Source organism: Streptomyces sp. NPDC057682 (assembly GCF_042799575.1).
In the GTDB taxonomy this organism is placed as follows: Bacteria; Actinomycetota; Actinomycetes; order Streptomycetales; family Streptomycetaceae; genus Streptomyces.
Window position 1 is genome coordinate 261584 of sequence record NZ_JBHVIN010000010.1, and the last position, 21472, is coordinate 283055.

General features: G+C 74.6%; 1 protein-coding gene (only partly in view). It reads left to right on the forward strand.

Annotated elements, in window-relative coordinates; genetic code table 11:
• Window positions 1-21472 carry the 5' portion of a type I polyketide synthase gene (locus ACFVDM_RS20485; protein WP_383641588.1) on the forward strand. The gene runs 2732 nt beyond the window's last position, so the window shows 21472 of its 24204 coding nt (coding positions 1-21472); the start codon lies at window positions 1-3; the stop codon falls past the right edge of the window.

A 21472-nucleotide genomic window follows, 5' to 3' on the forward strand; every position in this document is an offset into this window, starting at 1 on the left:
GTGAACGAGGACAAGCTTCGCGACTATCTCAAGTGGACGACGGCCGACCTTCACGAGACCCGCAAGCGGCTCCGTGAAGTGGAGGACGCGGCCAGGGAACCCATCGCGATCATCGCGATGAACGGCCGGTTCCCCGGCGGCGTCCGCTCGTCCGAGGACCTGTGGCAGCTCGTCGTGGACGGGGTGGACGCCATGTCCCCCCTCCCGCGCGACCGCGGCTGGGACCTGACCCTGCCCGGCATCGGCCCCGGCACCCACGGGGGATTCCTCGACGGCGCCGGGGACTTCGACGCCGCCCTGTTCGGGATCTCGCCCCGCGAGGCCCTGGCCATGGACCCCCAGCAGCGGCTGCTCCTCGAAGTCGCCTGGGAGTCCCTGGAGCGCGCCGGCATCGCGCCGATGGCCACGAAGGGCGGCAAGATCGGCGTCTTCATGGGCGGCTCGCCGTCCCGTTACGACGTCCTCCTCGACGCCGACGACGAACTCGGCGGCTACATCATGACCGGCAGCGCGGGCAGCGTCCTGTCCGGCCGCATCTCGTACGCGCTCGGGCTCGAAGGCCCCGCCGTCACCGTGGACACCGCCTGCTCGTCCTCCCTGGTCGCCCTCCACCTCGCGGCCCAGTCGCTGCGGGTCGGGGAGTGCGAACTCGCCCTGACCGGCGGCACCACCATCATGTCGACGCCCGGCGCCTTCGTGGAGTTCGAACGGCAGGGCGGCATGGCCGGCGACGGCCGGTGCAAGGCCTTCTCGGACGACGCGGACGGGACGGGCTGGGGCGAGGGCGTCGGCGTCCTCGTCCTGGAACGGCTTTCGGACGCCCGGCGCAACGGCCACGAGATCCTGGCCGTCGTCCGGGGCTCGGCCGTCAACCAGGACGGTGCGTCGAACGGGCTCACCGCCCCCAACGGCCCGTCCCAGCAGCGCGTCATCCGCCAGGCCCTCGCCAACGCCCGGCTGTCCCCGGCGGACGTGGACGCCGTCGAGGCGCACGGCACCGGCACGAAGCTCGGCGACCCGATCGAGGCGCAGGCACTCCTCGCCACGTACGGCCAGGACCGGCCCGACGGACAGCCGCTGTGGCTCGGCTCCATCAAGTCGAACATCGGGCACACCCAGGCCGCCGCCGGGGTCGCGGGCGTCATGAAGATGGTCCTCGCCCTGCGCAACGGCCTCCTCCCGAAGACCCTCCACGCCGGGACCCCGTCGTCGCACGTGGACTGGTCCGAAGGCGCCGTCGAACTCCTCGACCGGGCACGCCCCTGGGCACCCGGCGACCACCCGAGGCGTGCCGGTGTCTCCGCGTTCGGGGTCAGCGGCACCAATGCCCACGTGATCATCGAAGAGGCCCCGGCCGCCGAGGAGGCCCCGGAGCCCGACCAGGAGCCGGCGCCCGCTCCGGACCTCGCCCTGCCCCTGGTGCCGTGGCTGGTCTCCGCGAAGACGGCGGCCGGGGTCGCGGGCCAGGCCCGCAGCCTGGCCGCCGGTGCCGCAGCCCTGGACGCGGCCGACGTCGGCCTCACCCTGGCCACCACCCGGGCCGCCCTGGAACACCGCGCCGTCGTCCTCGGCACCGACCCGGAACAGCTCCGCGCCCACCTCTCCGACACCCTCGTTCCCATCGAGTCCCGAGGCGGCCGGACCGGCTTCGTCTTCTCCGGCCAGGGCGGCCAGCGGCTCGGCATGGGCCGTGAACTGGGCGACGCCTTCCCGGTGTTCGCGGAGGCGTTGGATGAGGTGTGTGGTCACTTCGACGGGTTGCGCGAGGTGATGGACGGTGACGCGGAGGCGTTGACGAACACGGGCTGGGCGCAGCCCGCGCTGTTCGCCGTGGAAGTGGCGCTGTATCGCCTCGTCGAGTCGTGGGGTGTCCGTCCGGACTATCTCGTCGGCCACTCGGTGGGCGAGCTGGCCGCCGCGCATGTCTCCGGGGTGCTGTCCCTCGCGGACGCCGCCCGCCTGGTCTCGGCCCGAGCGACGCTGATGCAGGCGCTGCCGTCCGGCGGTGCCATGTGGGCCGTACGCGCCACGCTCGACGAGGTCACCCCTCTGCTGGTGGACGGCGTCTCGGTGGCGGCGGTCAACGCGCCCGGCCAGGTCGTGCTGTCCGGGACGCGCGAGGCCGTGGAGGCCGTGGCCGCGCAGCTCACGGACCGTCAGTCGCGGTGGCTGGAGGTCAGCCATGCCTTCCACTCGGCGCTGATGGACCCGATGTTGGCCGAGTTCCGGGCGGCGGCGGACGAGCTGACGTACGAGACGCCCCGCATCCCGATCGTCTCGACGCTGACGGGTGAGCTGAACGAGGAGTTCACCGCGGCGTACTGGGTGGACCAGGTGCGCGGCACGGTCCGGTTCGCGGACGCCGTCGCCCGGCTGAAGAACCTGGGCGTCACCCGGCTGCTGGAGCTGGGCCCGGACGCCTCCCTCGTCGGGGCCGTCGGCGAGGCGAGCGACGACACGGTGTCCGCCGTCGCGCTGCTCCGCCGCGACTGGCCGGAGGGCCCCGCGGCCGTGACCGCGCTGGCCCGGTTCTGGGCGGAGGGCGGCACCGTCGACTGGGCGGCGTTCTTCGCCCCGACGGGTGCCCGGGTCGTCGATCTGCCGACGTATGCCTTCCAGCACCAGCGTTACTGGCCGGATGTGCGGCGGGCGGCGGTGGTGGCGGCTCCGGCGGCCGACTCCGCTTTCTGGGACGCGGTGGAACGTGGTGACGACGCGTTGTTCGCGGCCGAGTTCGGCGTCGACGCGGGAGCGCCGCTGCGCGAGACACTGCCCGCGTTCGCGGCCTGGCAGCGGCGGCGCCGCGAACGCGAGGCCACCGACAAGCTGCGGTACGAGGTGTCCTGGACGCCCGTCCAGGCCTCCGCCGTCGATGTCTCGGGCGGCGGCTGGCTGCTCGTCGAGCCCTCGGACGCCGAGGACGCCTGGGCGGACGCGCTGGCCGGCGAACTGACCGGGCGCGGCGCACAGGTCACCCGGCTGCGCCTCGGCTCCGGCGATCTGGAGCGGGCGGCGCTGGCGGCCCGGCTCGGTGAGTTCACCGGGCATGCCCGTGTGGTGTCGTTCCTCGGCCAGGACGAATCCGGGCCGGCCGGCGTGTCCGCGTCGGCGGTGCTCGTGCAGGCCCTGGGCGACGCGGGGATCGCGGCCCCGGTGTGGTCGGTGACCGCTGGAGCGGTGTCAGCCGGTTCGGGGGATGCGGTGTCGCATCCGGTGCGGGCCGGTGTGTGGGGTCTCGGCCGGGTGGTGGCTCTGGAGGAGCCGGGGCGCTGGGGCGGTCTGGTGGACGTTCCGGAGTCGGTGTCGCGGGAGGCCGTCGGTCGTCTGGTCGAGGTGCTGTCCGGTGGGTACGGCGACGAGGACGAGGTTGTCGTACGCGGCGGGGCCGTTCTCGGCCGCCGTCTTGCGCCCGCTGTCGTGCGGCCGGGGGAGGAGTCCTGGTCGCCGTCGGGGACCGTGCTGGTCTCCGGTGGTACGGGGGCGCTCGGTGCCCGTGTTGCCCGCTGGGTCGTCGAGCGGGGCGCGGAGCACGTCGTTCTGATCAGCCGGCGCGGCCCGGAGGCGGAAGGCGCTTCCGAGCTGCGGGAGGAACTGACAGGGCTGGGCGCCGAGGTCGACGTCGTGGCCTGCGATGTCTCCGTACGGGAGGACGTGGACGCGCTCTTCGCGCGCTTCGACATCACAGCCGTCGTCCACACCGCCGCCGTCCTGGACGACGGAGTGGTGGACGGTCTGACCCCGGAGCGGGTGGCCGGTGTCTGGGGCGCGAAGACGCAGGGTGCCTGGAATCTCCACCATGCCTCTCTGGGACGGGAGTTGGACGCGTTTGTGCTGTTCTCGTCGGCTGCCGGTGTGTGGGGCGGTGCGGGGCAGGGTGCGTACGCGGCGGCGAACGCGGCGCTCGACGGGCTGGTCGAGTACCGCCGGGCGCAGGGCCTGACCGGCGCGTCGATCGGCTGGGGGCCGTGGGCGGAAGGCGGGATGGCGGACGACGCCACCGTCCTCGCCCGGATGGACCGGGGCGGCGTACGGCCGCTGGACCCCGCCACCGCGCTCAACGCCCTCGGATCGGCGGCGGGGTGCGTGACGGTCGCGGACATGGACTGGGAGCGGTTCGTTCCCGGGGTGACCGCGCTGCGCGCCAACCGGCTCTGGGACGAGGTCGCCCCGCGCAGCCTCACCACGACCGAACCGCGCACGGCCACCGGCGCGCTGAAGGAGCGCTTCGCCGGGCTGGCCCCCGCCGCCCGCCGCACGGGCTTCATGGAAACCGTGCGCGGACTGGCCGCCACGGTCCTCGGCTTCGACGAGCCGACGGCCGTCGGGGTCTCCACGGCCTTCCGCGACCTGGGCCTCGACTCGTTGATGGCGGTGGAGCTCCGCAACGCCCTCACCACGGCCTCGGGCCTGAAACTGCCGTCGACGGTCGTCTTCGACTTCCCGTCCGTGGAGGCGCTGACCGACGAACTGCTGTCCCGGCTCTTCGGCACGGAGGACGAGGCGGCGGCCCCGGCCGTGCTGTCCGTGCCCCGGGCCGTGGCGGACGATCCGGTGGTCGTGGTGGGCATGGGCTGCCGCTTCCCGGGCGGAGCGGACTCCCCGGAGGCGTTGTGGCGGCTGCTCGCCGAGGGCACCGACGCCCTCGGCGGCTTCCCCGCCGACCGCGGCTGGGAACAGATCGGTCTGACCGGTGGCGGCTACACCCCGGTCGGCGGCTTCGTCGAGGGCGTGGCGGACTTCGACGCCGGGCTGTTCGGCATCTCGCCGCGCGAGGCCCTGGCCATGGACCCCCAGCAGCGGCTCCTCCTGGAAGTCGTCTGGGAGTCCCTCGAACAGTCCGGCGTCGCGCCGTCCTCGCTGCGCGGCCTGCCCGTCGGCGTCTTCGCCGGCACGAACGGGCAGGACTACCCGGCCCTGCTCGGCCTGACCGGCGAGTCGGGCGACGGCTACGGCGGCACCGGCAGCTCGGGCAGCGTCCTGTCCGGCCGCGTCTCCTACGCCCTCGGGCTCGAAGGCCCGGCCGTCACCATCGACACCGCCTGCTCCTCCTCCCTCGTCGCCCTCCACCTCGCCGCGCAGGCGTTGCGTGCGGGGGAGTGCGATCTCGCCCTGGCCGGCGGGGTGACGATCATGTCCACGCCCGGCGCGTTCATCGAGTTCGAACGCCAGAACGGTCTGGCCGGGGACGGCCGGTGCAAGGCGTTCTCGGACGACGCGGACGGGACGGGCTGGGGCGAGGGCGTCGGCGTCCTCGTCCTGGAACGGATGTCGGACGCCCGCCGCAAGGGCCATCAGATCCTGGCCGTGGTCCGGGGCAGCGCCGTCAACCAGGACGGTGCGTCGAACGGGCTGACCGCGCCGAACGGTCCGTCGCAGCAGCGGGTCATCCGGCAGGCGCTGGCGACGGCCGGGCTGTCGCCGGCCGAGGTGGACGCGGTGGAGGCGCACGGTACGGGGACGACGCTCGGTGACCCGATCGAGGCGCAGGCGCTGCTGGCCACGTACGGCCAGGACCGGCCCGACGGACAGCCGCTGTGGCTGGGCTCCATCAAGTCGAACATCGGGCACACCCAGGCCGCCGCCGGGGTCGCGGGTGTCATGAAGATGATCCTGGCGATGCGTCACGCGACGCTCCCCAGCACCCTGCACGTCGGCACCCCGTCCACCCACGTCGACTGGACGGAGGGCGCGGTCGAACTGCTGGACCGGGCGCGCGCCTGGGCACCCGGCGAGCGGCCGAGGCGGGCCGGTGTGTCCGCGTTCGGGGTCAGCGGCACCAACGCCCACGTGATCATCGAGGAGCCCCCGGCCCTTCCGCAGACCTCCGACGCGGCCCCGGCCCTGCCGCGGACCTCCGACGCGGCCCCGGCCCTGCCGCGGACCTCCGACGCGGCCCCGGCGTCCGCGCTGCCCCTGGTGCCCTGGCCGGTGTCGTCGAAGACGGCGGCCGGACTCACGGACCAGGCCCGGCGCCTGGCCGCGGCGGTCGACGGACTGGACGCGGCCGACGTCGGCCTCTCCCTGGCCACGACCCGGGCCGCTCTGGAGCACAGGGCCGTTGTTCTCGGCACGGACACCGACACCCTGCGCACCCGGCTGGGTGAACACCTGGCCCCGGTCACCGCCCGCGACGGTCTCACCGGCTTCGTGTTCTCCGGCCAGGGCAGCCAGCGGCTCGGCATGGGCCGTGAACTGGCCGACGCCTTCCCGGTGTTCGCGACCGCCCTGGACGAGGTGTGTGCACACTTCGACGGGTTGCGCGAGGTGATGGACGGTGACGCGGAGGCCCTGAAGAACACCGGCTGGGCGCAGCCCGCCCTCTTCGCCGTCGAAGTCGCCCTCTACCGGCTCGTGGAGTCCTGGGGCGTCCGCCCCGATTTCCTCGTGGGCCACTCGGTCGGTGAGCTGGCCGCCGCCCACGTCGCCGGTTCGCTCTCCCTGGCCGACGCCTGCCGGCTCGTCTCCGCCCGCGCGACCCTGATGGCGGAACTGCCCCCGGGCGGTGTGATGTGGGCCGTACGGGCCACGCTCGACGAGGTCGCCCCGCTGCTGACCGACGGCGCGTCCGTCGCGGCCGTCAACGCTCCCGGCCAGGTCGTCGTCTCCGGCACGAACGAGGCCGTCGAAGCCGTCGCCACGCGGCTCATCGGCCGTGAGGGCCGCTGGCTCCCTGTCAGCCACGCCTTCCACTCGCCGCTCATGGACCCGATGCTGTCCGACTTCGCGACGGCGGCCGGGGCGCTCGCGTACGACACCCCGCGCATCCCGATCGTCTCCACCCTCACCGCCGAACCGGTGACCGGGTTCACCGCCGCCTACTGGGTCGACCAGGTGCGCGGCACGGTCCGCTTCGCCGACGCGCTCACCCGGCTCAAGGGCCTCGGCGTCACCCGTTTCCTCGAACTCGGCCCGGACGCGAGCCTGGTGGGCGCGATCGGCGAGACCGACGAGGACGCCTTCGCCATCGCCGCGCTCAGCCGCAAGCAGCCCGAGCCCGTGACCGCCGTGACGTCCCTGGCCCGTCTCTGGGCGGCCGGGGCGGACGTCGACTGGGCGGCGTTCTTCGCCCCGACGGGTGCCCGGGTCGTCGAGCTTCCGACGTACGCCTTCCAGCACCGGCGCTACTGGCCGGAAGCACGGCGGGGAGCCGTGGAAGGCACCCAGGCGGCCGACGCCGCGTTCTGGGAGATCGTCGAGGGCGGCGACCCGGCGGCCTTCGCCCAGGCGCTCGGCCTCGCCCCCGACGCCGGACCGGACAGCGTTCTGGAGGCCCTGCACGCCTGGCAGCGGCGCCGTGGCGAGAGCGCCCATGTGGACCGGCTCGCCCACCGCGTCGACTGGACCCCCACCGGAACGGTCACCGGACCGGCGGTCTCCGGGACCTGGCTGGTCGTGGAACCGGACACGGCCGGGACCGACGAGCCGTGGGCGGACGCCGTCGCCGCCGAACTCGCGGCGCGCGGCGCCCGCGTCACCCGGCTGCGACTGGACCCCGGCACCCTGGACCGGACCGCCCTGGCCGCCCGCCTCACCGAGTTCACCGGCGACGCGGGCCGCACCCATGTGGTGTCCTTCCTCGGCCAGGACGAACGCGAACACCCGGGCCGCCCCGGTCTCACCCACGGACTCACGGCCACCACCCTCCTGGTGCAGGCCCTGGCCGACACCGGGGCGGACGCCCGCGTGTGGTCCGTGACCTCCGGCGCGGTGTCCGCGGGCGCGGGCGACGCACTCACGCACCCCGCACGGGCCGCCGTCTGGGGCCTGGGCCGGGTCGCGGCCCTGGAGGAGCCCGAGCGCTGGGCCGGTCTCGTCGACGTGCCCGAGCGGCCGTCGGACTCCGCCACGGCCCGGCTCACCGACGTCCTGACCGGCGGCGCCGACGGCGAGGACCAACTCGCCGTACGCGGCGGAGCCGTGCTCGGCCGCCGGCTCGCCCCGGCCCCCGCACGGCCCCTCGGCGGCACGGGATGGACGCCCACGGGCACCGTCCTCGTCACCGGCGGCACCGGCGCGCTCGGCGCCCGGGTGGCCCGCTGGGCCGTGGACCGCGGCGCCCGGCACCTCGCGCTCGTCAGCCGCCGGGGCGAGGACGCCCCCGGCGCCGCCGCCCTGCGCACGGAGCTGGAGGCGGCCGGCGCGACCGTCACCTTCGCCGGGTGCGACCTCGCCGACCGCGCCTCTCTCGCCTCCGCCCTCGACCTGATCGAGACGGACGGACCGGCGATCCGGTCCGTGTTTCACACGGCCGGCCTCACCGAGGGCGTCGCCTTCGCAGACACCGACGCCGACTCGCTCGCCGCGATGCTCGGCGCCAAGGCCGCCGGGGCCGCCCACCTCGACGCCCTGCTCGGCGACCGCGACCTCGACGCGTTCGTGCTCTACTCCTCCATCGCCGCCACCTGGGGCAGCGGCGGCCAGAGCGGCTACGCCGCCGCCAACGCCCGCCTCGACGCCCTCGCCGCACAGCGGCGCGCCCGGGGCCGGGCCGCCACCTCCCTCGCCTGGGGCCCCTGGGACGGCGGAGGCATGGCCGCCGCCGAAGGCACCCAGGACGATCTGCGCAGGCGCGGACTGACCGCCCTGCCGCCCGACGACGCGATGGCCGCGCTGAAGTCCGCACTGGACTCGGGCGAGCCCGCCGTGACCGTCGTGGACGTCGACTGGGACCGCTTCCTGCCGACCTTCACCCTGCGCCGGCCCAGCGCCCTGTTCGCCGCCTTCGACCCGGACCGCACCTCCGGCCCCGACGCGGGCCGGGACCGTACGCCCGGCGCCGGCGGTGACGGCGACGCGACCTCCGACCGGCTGCGCGAGGAACTGAGCGGCCTCGACGACCGCGACCGCCGCCGCCATGTTCTCGCCCTCGTGCGCGGCGAGGCCGCCGCCGTCCTCGGCCACGCCAACGGCACGGCCATCGACCCCGAACACGCCTTCCGCGACCTCGGCTTCGACTCGCTGACCGCCGTCGAGTTCCGCGACCGGCTCCGTGCGGCGACCGGCCTCCCGCTCCCCGCCACCCTGGTCTTCGACCACCCGACCTCGGCCGTCCTCACCGACCACCTCGTCGGCCGGCTGCTCGGCACCGAGCACCGCCCCGAACAGGCCGAGGCCGCCCGCGCGGCCCTGGACGAACCGGTCGCGATCGTGTCCATGGGCTGCCGCTTCCCCGGCGGCGCCACCGACCCGGAAAGCCTGTGGCGGCTGGTCTCCGGAGCGGCCGACGCCATCACCCCGTTCCCCACCGACCGCGGCTGGGACCTCGAAGCCCTCGACGCGTCCGGTTCCGACTTCACCCGCGAGGGCGGCTTCCTGCCCGGCGCCGCCGACTTCGACGCCGCGTTCTTCGGGATCTCGCCGCGCGAGGCCCTGGCCATGGACCCGCAGCAGCGGCTCCTCCTCGAAGTCGCCTGGGAGTCCCTGGAACGCGCGGGCATCGCCCCGCTCTCCCTCAAGGGCGACACGGTCGGCGTCTTCGTCGGCGCGGGCAGCTCCGGCTACCTCAGCCAGGTCAACGACGTGCCCGACGGCGTCGGCGGCCACCTCATCACCGGCAACTCCGGCAGCGTCCTGTCCGGCCGCATCTCGTACGCCCTCGGACTGGAGGGCCCGGCCGTCACCGTCGACACGGCCTGCTCGTCCTCGCTCGTCGCCCTGCACCTCGCCGTGCAGGCGCTGCGCTCCGGCGAGTGCTCCCTCGCCCTCGCGGGCGGTGCCACGGTCATCGCGGGCCCGGACGCCTTCATCGACTTCGCCCATCAGGGCGGGCTCGCCACCGACGGCCGGTGCAAGGCGTTCTCCGACGACGCCGACGGCACGGGCTGGAGCGAGGGCGTCGGCCTGCTCCTGGTGGAGCGGCTGTCGGACGCCCGCCGCAACGGCCACCAGGTCCTGGCGGTCGTGCGCGGCACGGCCGTCAACCAGGACGGTGCGTCCAACGGTCTGACCGCGCCGAACGGTCCGTCCCAGCAGCGCGTCATCCGCCAGGCCCTGGCCAACTCCGGCCTGACGGCCGCCGAGGTGGACGCGGTGGAGGCGCACGGTACGGGGACGAAGCTCGGTGACCCGATCGAGGCGCAGGCACTCCTCGCCACGTACGGCCAGGACCGGCCCGACGGACAGCCGCTGTGGCTGGGCTCCGTCAAGTCGAACATCGGGCACACCCAGGCTGCGGCCGGGGTCGCGGGCATCATGAAGATGGTCCTCGCCCTCAACCACGCCGAACTGCCCCGCACTCTCCACACCGCCACCCCGTCCACGCACGTCGACTGGACGGCCGGCGCGGTCGAACTGCTCGCCGAGGCCCGCCCCTGGCCGCGTGGCGCACGCCCGCGCCGGGCCGGCGTCTCGGCCTTCGGCGTCAGCGGCACCAACGCCCACGTCATCGTCGAAGAGGCACCCGCCCCGGAACCGCAGTCCGTGACGGTCACGGACCCCACCCCTCTGCCCGTCGTCCCCTGGGCCGTCTCGGCCCGCTCCGCCGAGGGCCTGGCCGCCCAGGCCGGGCGACTGGCCGACGCGGTGGCGGACCTGGACGCGGCCGACGTCGGCCGGTCCCTCGTCACCACCCGGTCCTTCCTGGAACACCGGGCCGTCGTCCTCGGCACCGACACCGCCGAACTCCGCACCCGCCTGGAGGCCCTGGCCTCCGGCGAACCGACCCCGGGCCGGGTCACCGGCCTCTCCCGCGAGGGCCTGACCGGGTTCGTGTTCTCCGGCCAGGGCGGCCAGCGGCTCGGCATGGGCCGTGAACTGGCCGACGCCTTCCCGGTGTTCGCGGAGGCCCTGGACGAGGTGTGTGCGCACTTCGACGGTTTGCGCGAGGTGATGAATGGCGACGCGGAGGCGTTGAAGAACACGGGCTGGGCGCAGCCCGCCCTGTTCGCCGTCGAGGTCGCCCTCTACCGGCTCGTCGAGTCGTGGGGCGTCCGGCCGGACTACCTGGTCGGTCACTCGGTGGGTGAGCTGGCCGCCGCGCATGTCGCCGGGGTGCTGTCCCTGGCGGATGCCGCCCGGCTGGTTTCCGCCCGCGCGACGCTCATGCAGGCGCTGCCCTCCGGCGGTGCCATGTGGGCCGTACGGGCGACCGCCGACGAGATCACCCCGCTGCTGGTGGACGGCGCGTCCCTGGCGGCGGTCAACGCCCCGGGCCAGGTCGTCGTCTCCGGCACCCGCGAAGCCGTCGAAGCGGTCGCGGACCGGCTCGCCGACCGTCAGGGCCACTGGCTGGAGGTCAGCCACGCCTTCCACTCGGCCCTGATGGACCCGATGCTGTCCGACTTCGCGGCGGTGGCGGGCGAGCTGAGGTACGCGGCACCCCGCATCCCGATCCTGTCGACGCTGACCGGGGAGCAGATCAGCGAGTTCACCGCCGCCTACTGGGCGGACCAGGTGCGCGGCACGGTCCGCTTCGCGGACGCGGTGACCCGGGCCAAGGACCTCGGCGTCACCCGATTCCTCGAACTCGGCCCGGACGCGAGCCTCGTGGGCGCGATCGGCGAGACCGACGACGAGGCCTTCGCCGTATCGGCACTGAACCGCAAGCAGCCCGAGCCCACGACCGCCGTCACCGCCCTCGCCCACCTCTGGACGCACGGCGCCGAGGTCGACTGGGAGGCGTTCTACGCACCGACCGGCGCCCGTACCGTCGCGCTGCCCACGTACGCCTTCCAGCACGAGCGCTACTGGCTGGAGGGCGGAGCCGGGATCTCCGACGCCGGCACCCTGGGCGCCGAACCGCTCAAGCACCCGCTGCTGAGCGCGGCCGTGGAGCTCTCCGACGGCGGCGGGCACGTCTTCACCGGCCGGATATCCGACCGCACCCACCCGTGGATCGCCGAGCACCGGGTCGCGGGCGAAGCCGTGTTCCCCGGCACCGGATACGTGGAGCTCGCCGTCGCCGCCGGAGACCACCTGGCCTGCGACCGCATCGAGGAACTGATCCTGGAAGCGCCGCTCGTCCTGCCCGAACAGCAGGCCGTCCAGGTGCAGGTCATGGTCGAGACCCCCGACGCGACCGGCCACCGCGCCTTCCGCATCAGCTCCCGCAGCGACGCACAGCCGTGGACCCGGCACGCCAGCGGCGTCCTCGGCACCGTCCCCGGGCCCGCGCACACCGGGCTCACCGCCTGGCCGCCCGCCGGGGCCACCCCCGTCGCCATCGACGGCCACTACCCGGCCCGCGCCGAGAACGGCTTCGGCTACGGCGCCGTCTACCAGAGCCTCAGCGCCGTCTGGCGGCGAGAGGGAGCGCTGTTCGCCGAAGTCGCGCTCGGCGACGCGTTCCGTGCCGAGGCCGACCGGTTCGGCCTCCACCCCGCCGTCCTCGACGCCGCCCTCCAGGCGCTCTCGTACGACACGAACGCGGACGGTGCCGCACGCCTCCCGTTCGTCTGGAGCGGCGTCACCCTCCACGCCAGTGGGGCCTCCCTGCTGCGCGTCGCCCTCACCCCGGGCCCGGTCGACGGCGCGTTCACCGTCACCGTCGCCGACACCTCCGGCGAGCCCGTGCTGACGGCGGACGCCCTGACCCTGCGCCCCTACGACGGAACCCCGTTCTCCGCCCCCGACCCGGTACCGGCCACGACCGCCGAGACCTCGGCACCCCGCCGCACCGGCCGCCGCAAGGCCGCCGCGGCCGTCTCCGGCGGCGCCCAGGCGCTCCGCGACCGCCTCGCCGCCCTGCCCAGGAGCGAGCAGCGCGACGCCCTCCTCGACATCGTGCGCCGCCGGGCCTCGATCGTCCTCGAACAGCCGCCCACCCAGGCCATGAACGCGGAACTGCCCTTCCGCGAGCTGGGCTTCACCTCCCTCACGGCCGTCCACCTCCGCGACGCGCTCATGGAGGAGACCGGTCTGCGGCTGCCCGCCACGCTCGTCTTCGACTACCCGACCCCGCGCGCCCTCGTCGACCACATCCGCGACGCCCTCCTCGGCGGACCCGAGCCCGGCACCGCCCCGACCGCGCGCACCCGCACCGCCGCCGACCCGGACGACCCCATCGCCATCATCGGCATGAGCTGCCGCTACCCCGGCGGCATCCAGACCGCCGAGGACCTGTGGCGCCTCGTCTCCGACGGCACCGACGCGATCTCCGGCTTCCCGACCGACCGCGGCTGGGACCTGGAGGCCCTGTACGACCCGGACCCGGACAACCCCGGCACCTGCTACGTCCACGAGGGCGGCTTCCTGCACGACGCCAGCCGGTTCGACGCGGGCTTCTTCGGTATCAGCCCCCGCGAGGCCGTCTCCATGGACCCGCAGCAGCGGCTGCTCCTGGAGACGTCCTGGGAGGCCATGGAACACGCCGGCTTCGACGTCCACACCCTGCGCGGCAGCAGCACCGGCGTCTTCGCCGGTGTCACCTACCAGGACTACGGCGGCCTGCTCGCCGCGGCGAAGGAGAGCTCCGAGGGCTTCCTCGGCACCGGCAACTCGCCCAGCGTGCTGTCCGGCCGCGTCTCGTACTCCTTCGGCCTCGAAGGCCCGGCCGTCACCATCGACACCGCCTGCTCCTCCTCCCTGGTCGCCCTCCACTCGGCCTGCCAGGCCCTCCGCGAGGGCGACTGCACGATGGCGCTCGCCGGCGGGGTGACGGTCATGTCCACCCCGATCTCGCTGATCGAGTTCAGCCGTCAGCGCGCCCTCGCCGAGAACGGCCGCTCCAAGCCGTTCTCCGACGACGCCGACGGAGCGAGCTGGGGCGAAGGCGTCGGCATGCTCCTCCTGGAGCGGCTGTCGGACGCCCGCCGCAACGGCCACCAGGTCCTGGCGGTCGTGCGCGGCACAGCCGTCAACCAGGACGGTGCGTCCAACGGCCTGACCGCCCCGAACGGCCCGTCCCAGCAGCGCGTCATCCGCCAGGCCCTCGCCAACTCCGGCCTGACCGGCGCGGACATCGACATCGTGGAGGCGCACGGCACCGGAACCTCGCTCGGCGACCCGATCGAGGCCCAGGCCGTCCTGGCGACCTACGGCCAGGAGCGCACCGACGACGACCCGCTGTGGCTGGGTTCCATCAAGTCGAACATCGGCCACTCCCAGGCCGCCGCCGGTGTGGCGGGCATCATCAAGATGGTCCAGGCGATACGCCACGGCCTGATGCCGAAGTCGCTGCACCTCGGCACCCCGTCCTCGCGCGTGGACTGGACCGAGGGCGCCGTCGAACTCCTCGCCGAGGCCCGCGACTGGCCGCGCGGCGCACAGCCCAGGCGCGCGGCCGTGTCGGCATTCGGCATGAGCGGCACCAACGCCCACGTGATCCTGGAGGAGGCGCCCGCACCGGAGAACCCCGAACCGGCCTCCGCCGAGCCCCTTTGCGCGGAACCGCTGTCGGCGGTGCCGTGGATCCTGTCGGGCCGGAGCGCCGAGGGCCTGCGCGGCCAGGCCGCCGCGCTGGACGCCCTGACCGACGCCGACCCGGTGGCGGTGGGCTGGTCCCTGGCGACCACCCGGGCCCGCTTCGAGCACCGCGCCGTCGTCCTCGGCCCGTCCTACGCGACCGGCCTCGGCGCCCTGGCAGCGGGCGACCCCGCCGCCGGAGTCGTCTCCGGGGTCTCCGGCCCGGTGGGCCGCTCGGTGTTCGTCTTCCCGGGCCAGGGCGCTCAGTGGGCCGCCATGGGGGCCCGGCTCCTCGATGAATCGGTCGTGTTCGCCGGCGTCGTGGCCGAGTGCGAGGCCGCGATGGGCGAACTCGTGGACTGGTCGGTGACCGATGTCCTGTCCGGGGTGGAGAGTGCTCCGTCCCTGGAACGGGTCGATGTGGTGCAGCCCGCCTCGTTCGTGGTGATGGCCGGGCTGGCAGCCGTATGGCGGTCCTACGGCGTCAAGCCGGCCGCCGTCGTCGGGCATTCGCAGGGGGAGATCGCCGCCGCGTATGTGGCCGGTGCGTTGTCGCTTGAGGACGCGCTGCGGATCGTGTGCGTGCGGAGCCGGGCCATTGCCGGGCTGGCCAGTGGCGACGGGACGATGGCGTCGGTCGGTGCCGGGGCCGCTCAGGTCGAGGAGATCCTGGAGGCGTGGGGCGGTCGTGTGTCGGTCGCTGCCGTCAACGGCCCGTCTCAGGTGGTCATTTCGGGTGAGATTGAGGCCGTGGAAGAGGCCGTGGCCCGGTGTGTGGAGCTGGGGCTCCGTGCTCGCCGTATCGCCGTGGACTACGCCTCCCACTCGCCTGCGATGGATGTGCTGCACGACGAGCTGACCAGCAGTCTTGCGGGGATCACCCCGCGCGCGGGCACGATTCCGCTGCTGTCGACGGTGACGGGTGAGTTCACCGACGGCTCGGACATGACCACCGACTACTGGGTGACCAATCTCCGTTCCCAGGTCCGCTTCGCCCAGGCCATCGAGAAGCTGGCAGCTGACGGGTACGGAGCTTTCGTCGAGGTCTCGTCCCATCCTGTGCTGTCGGCCGCGATCGAGGAGATGGCCGACGAGAGCGTCGTCACCGGGTCGCTCCGGCGCGACGACGGCGGGCTCGACCGGTTCCTGGCCGGTGTGGCCGAGCTGTGGGTGCACGGGGTGGACGTCGACTGGACGGCCGCCTTCCCGGAGACCCGTCCCGCCCGCGTCGATCTGCCGACGTACGCCTTCCAACGCCGCCCGTACTGGCCGGAGTTCGACACCGCGCCCGCGGTGACCGCCGACGGTGGCACGGCGGCGGACCGGGAGTTCTGGGCGGCGGTGGAGCGGGCGGACGCGGAGGCGCTGGCCGGGACGCTGGACGCGGAGGCGTCGGTCATCGATCCGCTGCTGCCCGCGCTCGCGGACTGGCGGCGCAAGCAGCGCGAGCAGGACACCACCGACTCCTGGCGCTACCGGGTCGGCTGGACCCCGCTGTCCCCGGCCGACGGAGCACCGCTCACCGGCACCTGGCTGCTCGTCACCCCCGAAACCGAAACCGAAGCCGAGGACGACGGGACGGACGCACCGTCCGCCACCGACGTCTGGGCCGACACCCTCGCCCGGGAACTGTCGAGCCGGGGCGCGAGCGTACGGTTCCTGCGGCTCGACGGGGCCGCGCAGGACCGCGCGACCCTCACCGAACGGCTCAACGGCCTCATCGGGGCCGGGACCGGGACCGCCGAAGGCGCCCAGGACACCGGATCCACGGACCGCGACGCGTACGCCGGAGTCGTCTCGCTGCTGGCCTGGGACGAGCGGCCCACCGACGGGCTGTCCGGGCTGCCCCGGGGCCTGGCCCGCACCGTCGCCCTGACCCAGGCGCTCGGGGACGCGGGCATCGCCGCCCCGCTCTGGGCGCTGACCTCCGGGGCGGTCGCGGCCGCCCGCTGGGACGCCGTCACCCGGCCCGCCCAGGCGGCGGTGTGGGGGCTCGGGCGCGTGGCCGCGCTGGAGCACCCGGACCGCTGGGGCGGACTGGCCGACGTCCCGGAGACCGCCGACGCGCGGTCCGCACGCCGCCTGGTGAACGCCCTCGCCGCGGGCGACGAGGACCAGATCGCCCTGCGCGCCTCGGGCCTCTTCGCGCGGCGGCTCGTCCGCGCCCCGCGCCCGGCGGCCACGGACCCGGGCACCGGCTGGACGCCCACGGGCACCGTCCTCGTCACCGGCGGCACCGGCGCCCTCGGTGCCCGGATGGCCCGCTGGGCGGCCGGGAACGGCGCCGCGCACCTGGTGCTCACCAGCCGCCGGGGCGCCGACGCCCCCGGCGCACCGGAACTCGCCCGGGAACTGGAGGAACTGGGCGCCCGGGTCACCCTGGCGGCCTGCGACATGGCCGACCGCGCCCAGGTCACCGCCCTCCTCGGAGGGCTCGCCGCCGACGAGTCGGCCCCGCTGACGGCGGTCGTCCACGCGGCCGGTGTGCTCGCCGACGGCATCCTCGACGCGCTCGGCCCCGAGCGCATCGCCCAGGTCATGGCACCCAAGGCGCACGCCGCCCTGCTCCTCGACGAGACGGTCCGGGACCTCGGCATCCGGCTCGACGCGTTCGTCCTGTTCGCGTCCACCGCCGGCATCTGGGGCGGGCCCGGCCAGGCGAACTACGCCGCCGCCAACGCGGTCCTGGACGCTCTGGCCGAGCGCCGCAGGGCCGACGGGCTCGCCGCCACCTCGATCGCGTGGGGCCCCTGGTCCGACGCGGGCATGGCCGACAGCGCGGCCGTCGAGGCCCGCCAGCGCAAGGGCGGGGTCCACGCACTGGCCCCCGAATCCGCCGTCGCCGTCCTGCGGCAGGCGGTCGGGGAGGACGAGGCCACCCTCACCGTGGCCGCCATCGACTGGGCCGTCTACGCGCCCGCGCTCACCGCGAGCCGCCGCTCCACGCTCCTCGACGGCATCCCGGAGGCCCGCACGGCCCTGGACGCCGCGAGCACCGGCACCGCCACCGGCAGCCCGGACTCCCTGGCCGCCCGGCTCGCCGGACTCACCGAGGCCGAACGGGAGCGCGAACTGCTCGACCTCGTACGCGGCCACGTCGCCGCCGTCCTCGGCTTCGCCGCCCCCACCGACGTGGACCCGGCGCGCGTCTTCTCCGACATCGGCTTCGACTCGCTGACCGCGATCGAACTGCGCAACCGGCTGGGCTCCGCGACCGGACTGCGGCTCCCCGCCACGCTGATCTTCGACCACCCGACCCCGGCCGCCCTGACCCGGCTGCTGCGCGAGGAACTCGTCGGCCTCGCCGACCCGGCCCCCGCCGCCGCACTCCCGGCCGGCACCGCCGCCCCCACCGGCCGCGACGACGACCCGGTCGCCATCGTCGGCATGAGCTGCCGCCTCCCCGGCGGCGTCTCCTCACCGGACGAACTGTGGCGGCTGGTCTCCGAGGGCGTCGACGCGATCACCGACTTCCCGGACGACCGGGGCTGGGACATCGACGGGGTGTACGACCCCGACCCCGACAAGGCCGGTACGACGTACACCCGGCACGGCGGATTCGTCCACGGCATCAGCGAGTTCGACGCCACGCTCTTCGGCATCAACCCGCGCGAGGCGCTGTCCATGGACCCGCAGCAGCGGCTGCTCCTGGAGACCGCGTGGGAGGCCACCGAACGGGCGGGCATCGACCCGCTGTCCCTGGCCGGGAGCCGGACGGGCATGTTCGCCGGCAGCAACGGCTCCGACTACGGCGGACTGCTCATCGCCTCCCCGCAGGGCGCCGACGGCTACTTCATGACCGGCAACGCCTCCAGCGTCCTGTCCGGCCGCGTCGCGTACACCCTCGGCCTCGAAGGCCCTGCGGTCACCGTCGACACGGCCTGCTCGTCCTCGCTCGTGGCCCTGCACCTGGCCGCTCAGGCCCTGCGCGGCGACGAGTGCGACCTCGCCCTCGCGGGCGGTGTCACGCTCATCTCCACGCCCACCCCGTTCGTCAGCTTCAGCCGACAGCACGGTCTCGCCGTCGACGGCCGGTGCAAGGCGTTCTCGGACGACGCGGACGGAACGGGCTGGGGCGAGGGCGTCGGCGTCCTCGTCCTCGAACGCCTCTCCGACGCCCGCCGCAACGGCCACCAGGTCCTCGCCCTCGTCACCGGCAGCGCCACCAACCAGGACGGTGCGTCGAACGGGCTGACCGCGCCGAACGGTCCGTCGCAGCAGCGCGTCATCCGCCAGGCCCTGGCCACGGCCGGGCTTTCGCCCGCCGAGGTGGACGCGGTGGAGGCGCACGGTACGGGAACGACGCTCGGCGACCCGATCGAGGCGCAGGCCCTCCTTGCCACATACGGCCAGGACCGGCCCGAAGGACAGCCGCTCTGGCTCGGCTCCATCAAGTCGAACATCGGGCACACCCAGGCCGCCGCAGGCGTGGCCGGGCTGATCAAGATGGTGCAGGCCATGCACCACGAGGTCCTGCCCGGCACCCTGCACGTCAGCGAGCCGTCGACCCACATCGACTGGACGGCCGGAGCGGTGGAACTACTCGCCGAGGCCCGTCCGTGGCCGCGCGGCGAGCGGCCGAGGCGCGCGGGCGTCTCGTCGTTCGGCATCAGCGGCACCAACGCGCACGTCATCATCGAGGAGGCGCCCGCCGCCGCCCCGGTACCGGAACCGTCCGTCGACGTCACCCTCCCGGTGGTGCCCTGGCCGGTGTCCGCGAAGACGCCCGCCGCCGTCGCCGCCCAGGCCGGACGGCTGGAGTCCGGGACGGACGGGCGTGACGCCGTGGACGTCGGTCTCTCCCTGGCGACGACCCGGGCCGCCCTGGACCACCGCGCCGTCGTCCTCGGCACCGGCACCGACGACCTGCGGACGGAACTGTCGGCCCTGGCCGCCGGCGAACCCACCCCCCGCACCCTCACCGGCCGCGCCCGCGCCGGCTCCACCGCGTTCGTGTTCTCCGGTCAGGGCGGGCAGCGGATCGGCATGGGCCGCGAACTCGCCGAGGTCTTCCCGGTGTTCGCGGAGGCCCTCGACGAGGTCTGCGCCCACTTCGACGCCCTGCTCGACCGGCCGCTGCGCGACGTCATGTTCGAAGACGCGGAGGCCCTGAAGAACACCGGCTGGGCGCAGCCCGCCCTCTTCGCCGTCGAAGTCGCCCTCTACCGGCTCGTCGAGTCATGGGGCGTCCGCCCCGACCGCCTCGCCGGTCATTCGGTGGGTGAGCTGGCCGCCGCGCACGTCGCCGGGGTGTTCTCCCTGGCGGACGCGGCCCGGCTCGTGGCGGCCCGCGCGCGGCTGATGCAGGACCTGCCGTCCGGCGGTGCGATGTGGGCCGTACGCGCCACGCTCGACGAGGTCACCCCGCTGCTGGTGGAGGGCGTTTCGGTCGCGGCCGTCAACGCGCCCGGCCAGGTGGTGCTCTCGGGCACGCGTGAAGCCGTCGAAGCGGTAGCCGGGCAGCTCACCGGGCGTCAGGCCCGCTGGCTGGAGGTCAGCCACGCCTTCCACTCCTCGCTGATGGACCCGATGCTGGACGCGTTCACGGCCGTCGCCGCCGAGTTGGCGTACGAGACGCCTCGTATCCCGATCGTGTCGACGCTGACCGGTGAACCCGTCACCGAGTTCTCCGCTGCGTACTGGACCGAGCAGGTTCGTGGCACGGTCCGGTTCGCGGACGCCGTGACCCGGCTGAAGGACCTCGGGGTCACCCGGTTCCTGGAGCTGGGCCCGGACGCCACCCTCACCGGTGCCATCGACGAGACGTACGACGGCGACGTCCTCGCCGTGTCCGCCCTGAACCGCAAGCAGCCCGAACCCGCGACCGCCGTCACCGCGCTCGGACACCTCTGGACGCACGGCACCGAGGTCGACTGGGCGGCGTTCTACGCCCCGACCGGGGCCCGGGTCACCGATCTGCCCACGTACGCCTTCCAGCACCAGAGCTACTGGCCGCAGGCACCCGTGCGGCATCGCGGCGACGTGACCGCCGCCGGGCTCGCCGACGCGGGACACCCGCTGCTCGGCGCCGCCGTACCGCTGGCCGGGGACGACGGGCGGATGTTCACCGCGCGCATGGGCGTTCGGGACCTGCCGTGGCTCGCCGACCACGAGGTGATGGGCACGATCCTGTTCCCCGGCACCGGCTTCCTGGAGCTGGCGATGCGCGCGGGCGACGAGGTCGGCTGCGACCGGGTCGAGGAACTGACCCTGGCCGCCCCCCTGGTCCTGCCCTCCGACGGCACCGTGCAACTGCAGCTCCGGGTCGGCGCCCCCGACGCGACCGGCCTGCGCCCGCTGACCCTGCACGCCCGCCGCGACGACGCCCCCGCCGACACCCCCTGGACCCTGCACGCCACCGGGCTCCTCGGCGACGGCCGGCCGGAACCGGCCCACGACCTCGCCGCCTGGCCGCCGCCCGGCGCCGAGCCCATCGACGTCTCCGAGTTCTACGCGATGTACCGGCAGGGCGGATTCGCCTACGGCCCCTCGTTCCAAGGACTGCGCCGCGCCTGGACCACCGGCGACGAGGTCTACGCCGACGTGGTGCTCGACGAACCCCACGCCACCGAAGCCGCCGCCTACGGACTGCACCCGCCGCTGCTCGACGCGGCGCTCCAGGCACTGACCTTCCTCGCCCTCGACGGCAGCGGCAAGAGCAGACTGCCGTTCTCCTGGTCCGGCGTCTCGCTGTACGCCTACGGGGCGTCGAGCCTGCGCGTGCGGCTCGCCAAGGCCGGACCCGACGCGCTGACCCTGGACCTCGCCGACGGCACCGGACAACCGGTCGCCCGGGTGGAGTCCCTGGCCATGCGCCAGGTGTCGGCCGCGCAGCTGCACGGCTCCCCGGCCACGGCCGCCCGCCCGCAGGACGTCTTCCGGCTCGACTGGCTCCCGGTGTCCCTGCCGGACACCGCCCCGGTCACCGGCCGTACATGGGCGGTGCTCGGCGACACCGGCACCGGCACCGGAATCGACCCGCTGGGGCTCGCGGACGCGCTGGAGGCCCGGATCGTGCCCGCCCTGGACGCGTTCGGCGCCGAAGAACCCGTTCCCGACGTGGTGTTCGTCCCCTGCGCGGGCACCCGCTCCTCCGGTGCGGCCGACGCCGGCCCCATGGCGGCCGACGTCC